The organism is Mycobacterium sp. (assembly GCF_049585075.1).
Lineage (GTDB): Bacteria > Actinomycetota > Actinomycetes > Mycobacteriales > Mycobacteriaceae > Mycobacterium.
On sequence record NZ_JBAUZA010000411.1, the window covers coordinates 1 to 5,832 of the forward strand.

General features: G+C 65.7%; 7 protein-coding genes. 5 read left to right on the forward strand and 2 right to left on the reverse strand.

Annotation, left to right across the window (positions count from 1 at the left end):
- Window positions 1-245: transglycosylase family protein (locus WB785_RS19580; protein WP_424080954.1), on the forward strand; the 245-nt coding region annotated here is incomplete at its 5' end.
- An 86-nt stretch (window positions 246-331) separates the two neighbouring features.
- On the opposite strand, the gene WB785_RS19585 is transcribed toward WB785_RS19580, so the two are convergent.
- Together WB785_RS19585 and WB785_RS19590 are read right to left on the reverse strand one after the other, a co-directional pair.
- Complete coding sequence (locus tag WB785_RS19585; protein ID WP_424080955.1) at window positions 332-859, reverse strand: PaaI family thioesterase; 528 nt, start codon at window positions 857-859, stop codon at window positions 332-334.
- Window positions 856-1,251 carry a winged helix-turn-helix transcriptional regulator gene (locus WB785_RS19590; protein ID WP_424080956.1) on the reverse strand — a complete coding sequence of 132 codons (396 nt, stop codon included), beginning with the start codon at window positions 1,249-1,251 and terminating at the stop codon, window positions 856-858. The genes WB785_RS19585 and WB785_RS19590 overlap by 4 nt, the downstream gene beginning before the upstream one ends.
- A gap of 98 nt (window positions 1,252-1,349) precedes the next feature.
- Here WB785_RS19590 and WB785_RS19595 point away from each other — a divergent pair, with 98 nt between their 5' ends.
- The 4 genes from WB785_RS19595 to WB785_RS19610 all read left to right on the forward strand — a co-directional run.
- The gene (locus WB785_RS19595; protein ID WP_424080957.1) at window positions 1,350-3,365 is read left to right on the forward strand and encodes a S9 family peptidase; all 2,016 of its coding nucleotides are present in this window, start codon (window positions 1,350-1,352) and stop codon (window positions 3,363-3,365) included.
- On the forward strand, window positions 3,362-4,621 hold the full coding sequence (locus WB785_RS19600; protein ID WP_424080958.1) for a saccharopine dehydrogenase family protein: 1,260 nt from the start codon (window positions 3,362-3,364) through the stop codon (window positions 4,619-4,621). Before WB785_RS19595 ends, WB785_RS19600 begins: the two co-directional genes overlap by 4 nt.
- 98 nt (window positions 4,622-4,719) lie before the next feature.
- Window positions 4,720-5,292, forward strand: coding sequence for a DUF937 domain-containing protein (locus WB785_RS19605; RefSeq protein ID WP_424080959.1), 573 nt, complete (start codon window positions 4,720-4,722; stop codon window positions 5,290-5,292).
- A gap of 66 nt (window positions 5,293-5,358) precedes the next feature.
- Window positions 5,359-5,832 (forward strand): class I tRNA ligase family protein (locus tag WB785_RS19610; RefSeq protein WP_424080960.1); only part of this gene is annotated, 474 nt, incomplete at its 3' end.

Consider the following 5,832-nt stretch of genomic DNA (forward strand, 5'->3'; position numbering starts at 1 on the left):
CGCCTGTCAAGGCCTACAGCGTCAACTGGGACGCGATCGCTGCGTGCGAGTCCGGCGGCAACTGGGGGATCAGCACCGGTAACGGTTACTCCGGTGGCCTGCAGTTCACGCCGAGCACCTGGCGGGCCAACGGTGGCTCGGGTTCTCCGAACGGCGCGAGTCGTGAGGAGCAGATCCGGGTGGCCGAGAACGTCCTGCACTCGCAGGGCATCGGTGCCTGGCCGGTCTGCGGCCGGCGCGGCTGACCAAACCAAACAAACTGACGGCGGTGGCCGGGCGATAGCCCGCCACCGCCGTCAGGCGTCTCACCGAGCAATCACTCGTCGGCCAGCTACAGGTCGAACACCAGCAGGGTGCTGGTAGCGGTCGCCACGACCGCACCTGACGCGTCGGTGACGACTCCCTCGGTGAAGCCCACCCGCGACCCCGCTTTGACGACCGTCCCGGTCGCCGTCAACGGGCCGCTGTCGAGTCGCACCGCCTTGAGGTAATTCACCTTTATCTCGATCGAGGTGTACCCCTTGCCGGCAGGAAGCGTGCTGTGCACTGCTAGCCCGGCGACGGAGTCGAGCAGGGTGCAGACCAGGCCGCCGTGTACGCCGCCGTTCGGGTTGTACACCGAGCCGTCCGGTCGGCAGGTGAACACCACCTTGCCGAACTCTGCCTCGACCAGATCGAATTGCATGAGTGCGGCGATCGGGGGTGGCGGAAGCTCGCCGGCGATCATCGCCTTGAGGTAGTCGATCCCTGCCATCGCGAGGCCGCGCGCAGTGGCGGGGCCGGGGTCGTGCCACGTCACCGTGCGTGAGCGCGGCGGTCCCCACAGTTCTTTTTCGGTGTCGTCGTTGACGGTGGTCATGGTGCCCTTCCTGCTGGCTGCTTGGCCTTCGTCCAGCGGTAGCGGTCACCGTCGGGGTCGCCCGGACGGATTGCATGGTCAATTCCCCAAGCCAGCAACGCATCCAACACCGGCAGCAGCGCGCGGCCGGACTCAGTGAGCTGGTAGTCGAATCGCGGTGGCGCTGCGCGGTACCGGACACGCCGGATGACGCCAGCCTCATCCAGCGCCTTGAGCCGGGCTGCCACTCGATCCCTCGGCGCGCCGGTGCCGCGGACGATGTCCTGGAAGCGTGTGTTGCCCAGCGCCAGCTCGCGGACGATCAGCAACGCCCATCGTTCCCCGACCAACTCCAGAGCGGCGGCGATGGGACAAGGCCGGCCGGGCAAGTCGGCCAGCGTCACAGCGGGCATACCTACGAGCATGTCAGCTTCAAGTTTGAAAATCAAACTTACTTCGGTGTTGTATGGCGCACACCGCAGAAAGCTCCGCGCTGTGTTACCAACAAGTCGTGACCGCAACGGCATTCGACAACCTCGACGACTACTTGACACTGCCACGAGTGTCGGGCCTGGCAGTCTCGGCGGACGGGTCGCGGGTGGTAACCACCGTGGCCGAATTCAACGACAAGCGCACCGAGTACGTCAGCGCCGTCTGGGAAATCGATCCCACCGGCGCAACACCCGCACGCCGCCTTACCCGTGGCTCGAACGGTGAGTCGGCACCGGCGTTCACCGCCGACGGCGACCTGTTGTTCATCTCGTCTCGGCCGACCGCCGAAAACAGCGGTGGCACCGACAAACCACCGGGCTCGCTGTGGCGGCTCCCTGCGGACGGCGGCGAGGCCGTCGAGGTGCTGAGCATGCCCGGAGGCGTTAGCGTCGTCCGCACCGCGCGCCGCGCCGAGACCGCAGTAATCGGCGCATCGCTGTTGCCGACGGCGCGCGACATCGACGACGACCGAAGGTTGCGCGATCTCCGCAAGGCCTCTCAGGTCAACGCGATCCTGCATTCCGGTTACCCGGTTCGGTTCTGGGACAAAGACATCGGCCCCGACGAACCACATCTGTTCGACGTCAATGGACCGCGTGATCTGACGCCGCAGCCCGGTGCGGCGCTGCGCGAAGCCGGATTCGACACCGCCCAATTCGACATCAGTGCCGACGGCCGGTTCCTGGTGACGACGTGGCGGGTCGCCGGGCCCGGCCCCACCGAACGCTCGGTGCTGATGCGGGTCGACGTGGTATCGGGCGAACGCCGCGTGATCGCTGACGATCCGGACGCCGAACTCGAGCATCCTGCCATCTCACCGGACGGGTCGGGGATCGCCTACACCCGCGAAACCATTTCCACTCCCGACGGTGCGCCGCGAATGACGTTGCAATACCTGCGATTCGGCGACGAACCGCGGTCGGTGGCGCAAGCATGGGATCGTCGGCCGATCTCGCTGACCTGGTCATGCGACGGCACCGCGCTGGTGGTCACGGCCGATCAGGGAGGTCGGGCCCCGGTGTTCCTCGTCGAACTGTCGACATCGACAGTCACCCAGCTCACCGACGACGACTTCGCCTACACGGACGTCGTCGCCGCGCCTGGTGGTGTTTTCTACGCCTTGCGCAGCTCGTATGCGGCACCGCCGCATCCGGTTCGGATCGATCCCGGTGGTGTCGCCACCGTACTGCCATGCGTCGACTTGCCAACGCTACCAGGAACTTTGACCGAGGTCACCGCGGCAGCTGCGGACGAGACGGTGGTGCGGTCGTGGTTAGTGCTGCCCGACGACCCGGCGCCCGCCCCGCTGCTGCTATGGATCCACGGAGGGCCGCTGGGCAGTTGGAACAGCTGGTCATGGCGATGGAATCCATGGCTGCTAGCCGCCGCGGGCTACGCGGTGCTGCTGCCCGATCCGGCGCTGTCGACCGGCTATGGACAGGAATTCATCGAGCGTGGTTGGGGAGCATGGGGTGGTCCGCCATTCGACGATTTGATGGTCGCCATCGATGCGGCGTGTGCTCATTCACGCATCGATGCAACCCGGATCGCAGCGATGGGCGGCTCATTCGGCGGCTACATGGCCAATTGGATGGCCGGCCACACCGACCGATTCGCCGCGATCGTGACCCATGCCAGTCTGTGGGCGCTGGACCAATTCAGCCCGACAACCGATCACGCCTACTACTGGCGTCGTGAGATGACGGCGGAGATGACCGCTGCGAACTCGCCACACCAATTCGTCGGTCGGATTGCCACGCCGATGCTGGTCGTCCACGGCGACAAGGACTATCGCGTGCCGATCGGTGAGGGCCTGCGGCTGTGGTACGAGCTGCTTTCCAACTCGGCGCTGCCGGCCGGCGAGGATGGCAGCAGCCCGCACCGGTTCCTGTACTTCCCGTCGGAAAACCACTGGGTGGAGGCGCCGCAGCACACCAAGATCTGGTACCAGGTGGTCATCGCATTTCTGGCCGAGCATGTGCTGGGGGAGAGCGCCGAGTTGCCGGAGATCCTCGGAGTAGCGTCGCGCCTGTGACCGAGACGCGCGAATACGACATCGTCTTGTACGGGGCAACCGGCTTCGTGGGCAAGCTCACCGCCGATTACCTGGCCCGGGCCGGCGGAGGCGCGCGGATCGCGCTGGCTGGGCGATCAACTGACCGCCTACTGGCGATTCGCGAAACACTGGGAGAATCGGCGCAGTCATGGCCAGTTCTGGTCGCAGACGCCTCATCGCCGTCGACTCTGGATGCGATGGCCGCGCAGACCAGGGTGGTCGTCACGACTGTCGGGCCTTACAGCCGGTACGGCCTGCCGTTGGTCGCCGCGTGCGCGGCGGCGGGTACCGACTATGCCGACCTGACCGGCGAGCCGCCGTTCGTTCGCGACAGCATCGACCTGTACCACAAGCAGGCGCTCGACACCGGCGCACGCATCGTGCACGCGTGCGGATTCGATTCGATCCCTTCGGATCTCACCGTGTACTCGCTTTACCGCCGAGCACGCGAAGACGGTGCCGGCGAGCTTCTGGGCACCGACTTTGTGGTTCGCTCCTTCTCCGGCGGGCTGTCCGGCGGCACGTTGGCATCGATGGTGGAAGTCCTCGATTCGGTGTCCAGGGATGCCGACGTGCGCCGTCAATTCGCTGATCCCTACACGCTGAGCCCCGACCGCAGCGCAGAACCCGAACTGGGCGCCCAGCCCGACCTGCGATGGCGCCGTGGCCGCCAGATCGCGCCGGAGCTGACCGGATTGTGGACGGCAGGCTTCATGATGGCGCCAACTAATACTCGAATTGTCCGACGCAGCAATGCATTACAGGACTGGGCGTACGGCAGGCAGTTCCGCTACAGCGAACACATGAGCGTGGGCTCATCGGCCGTGGCACCGGTGGTGTCCGGGGTTGTCAACGGGATCGGCAACGCGGTCTCGGGGTTGGGCAGCCGCTACTTCCGGCTGCTGCCGCGCAGACTGGTGGAGCGCGTGTTGCCCAAACCCGGCACCGGCCCCAGTGAAGCCGTACGCGAGCGCGGCTTTTACAAGGCGGAGACGTACACCACGACGACCTCGGGCGCCCGCTATGTCGCAACCATCGCGCAACGCGGAGACCCCGGATACAAAGCCACCGCGGTGCTTCTGGGGGAAAGCGGTCTGACGCTGGCAACGGATCGCGATGATCTCTCGGAGCTACGCGGTGTGCTCACACCGGCCGCCGCGATGGGTGATGCACTGCTGGCGCGGCTCCCCGGCGCGGGGGTGTCGCTGGACACTGCCAAGCTGGCGCCGCATTAATTGAATCTGCGTGCAAGAACCGCTTTCGGAGGGCTTCGGTGCGGGCTAGTGTCGTGATCGAGGTACCACACCAACCCAGTGACGTTAGGTACAAGTCCATGTCTGGCCTTGAAGATCTCTTCGCTCAGATTCCCACAAGTGACATCGCAAGCAAGATCGGCGTCGACGAAAACGAAGTCAACAAAGCGGTTCAGCTGTTGGTGCCGGTGCTGGTCGGCGGATTGCACGAGAACGCACAGGACCCGGATCACGCCAGCAAAATCGAGTCCGCCGCCGACAGCCATGCCGCCAGCGGTCTGCTCGACGGCGGCGTGAGCGTCGACCAGGTCGACGAGAAGGACGGTCAGCAGGCGATCGCGAAGATCTTCGGCGGCAATGACGCCGCGCAGGTCGCCAACGCGCTGGCCGGTGGCGGCGGAGGCAACAGCGATCTGCTCAAGCAACTACTGCCGATCCTGGCGCCAATCGTGCTGGCCTATGTGGGCAAGCAACTCAGCGGAAAGAGCGGAGCTCCGGCGAAGGAGTCAGCCTCCGGCGGGGCGCTCAATGACGTGCTGGGCAGCATCCTTGGCGGCATGGGCGGCAATAAGTCGCTCGGCACGGTGCTGGGCAACGCGCTGGGTTCCAAGGCAGGCGACATCCTCGGCGGGTTGCTCGGCGGCAAGAAATAGCCGCAGAACACCCCCCGCATCCGGGCGGTGTTCGTTGCCGGCCTCGGCGCTTTCTAGACTTGACGGGTGACCGCTAGCCCCGAACCCGCCGCCAACGCGCGGGCTGAAGCCCTGCCCAAGGCGTGGGATCCGGGCGCGGCCGAGAGTGCGATCTATCAACATTGGCTTGACGCGGGGTACTTCGCCGCGGACCCGGCCAGCGCAAAACCTGCCTACTCGATCGTGCTGCCGCCGCCGAACGTGACCGGCAGCCTGCACATGGGGCATGCGCTCGAGCACACCATGATGGACGCGCTGACCCGTCGCAAGCGCATGCAAGGTTATGAAGTGCTGTGGCAGCCAGGTATGGATCACGCGGGTATCGCGACTCAAAGCGTGGTGGAAAAGCAGCTCGCGGTCGACGGGAAGACCAAAGAGGACTTTGGCCGCGAGCTGTTCGTCGACAAGGTCTGGGATTGGAAACGCGAATCTGGCGGAACCATCGGTGGCCAGATGCGTCGGCTCGGCGACGGAGTCGATTGGGGCCGCGAACGCTTCACC

What these genes read in the sequence shown, in the direction of transcription:
- WB785_RS19585 (WP_424080955.1), bottom strand. Translation starts at nt 859, where the DNA reads ATGACCACCGTCAACGACGACACCGAAAAAGAACTGTGGGGACCGCCG.
- WB785_RS19590 (WP_424080956.1), bottom strand. Translation starts at nt 1,251, where the DNA reads ATGCCCGCTGTGACGCTGGCCGACTTGCCCGGCCGGCCTTGTCCCATC.
- WB785_RS19605 (WP_424080959.1), top strand. Translation starts at nt 4,720, where the DNA reads ATGTCTGGCCTTGAAGATCTCTTCGCTCAGATTCCCACAAGTGACATC.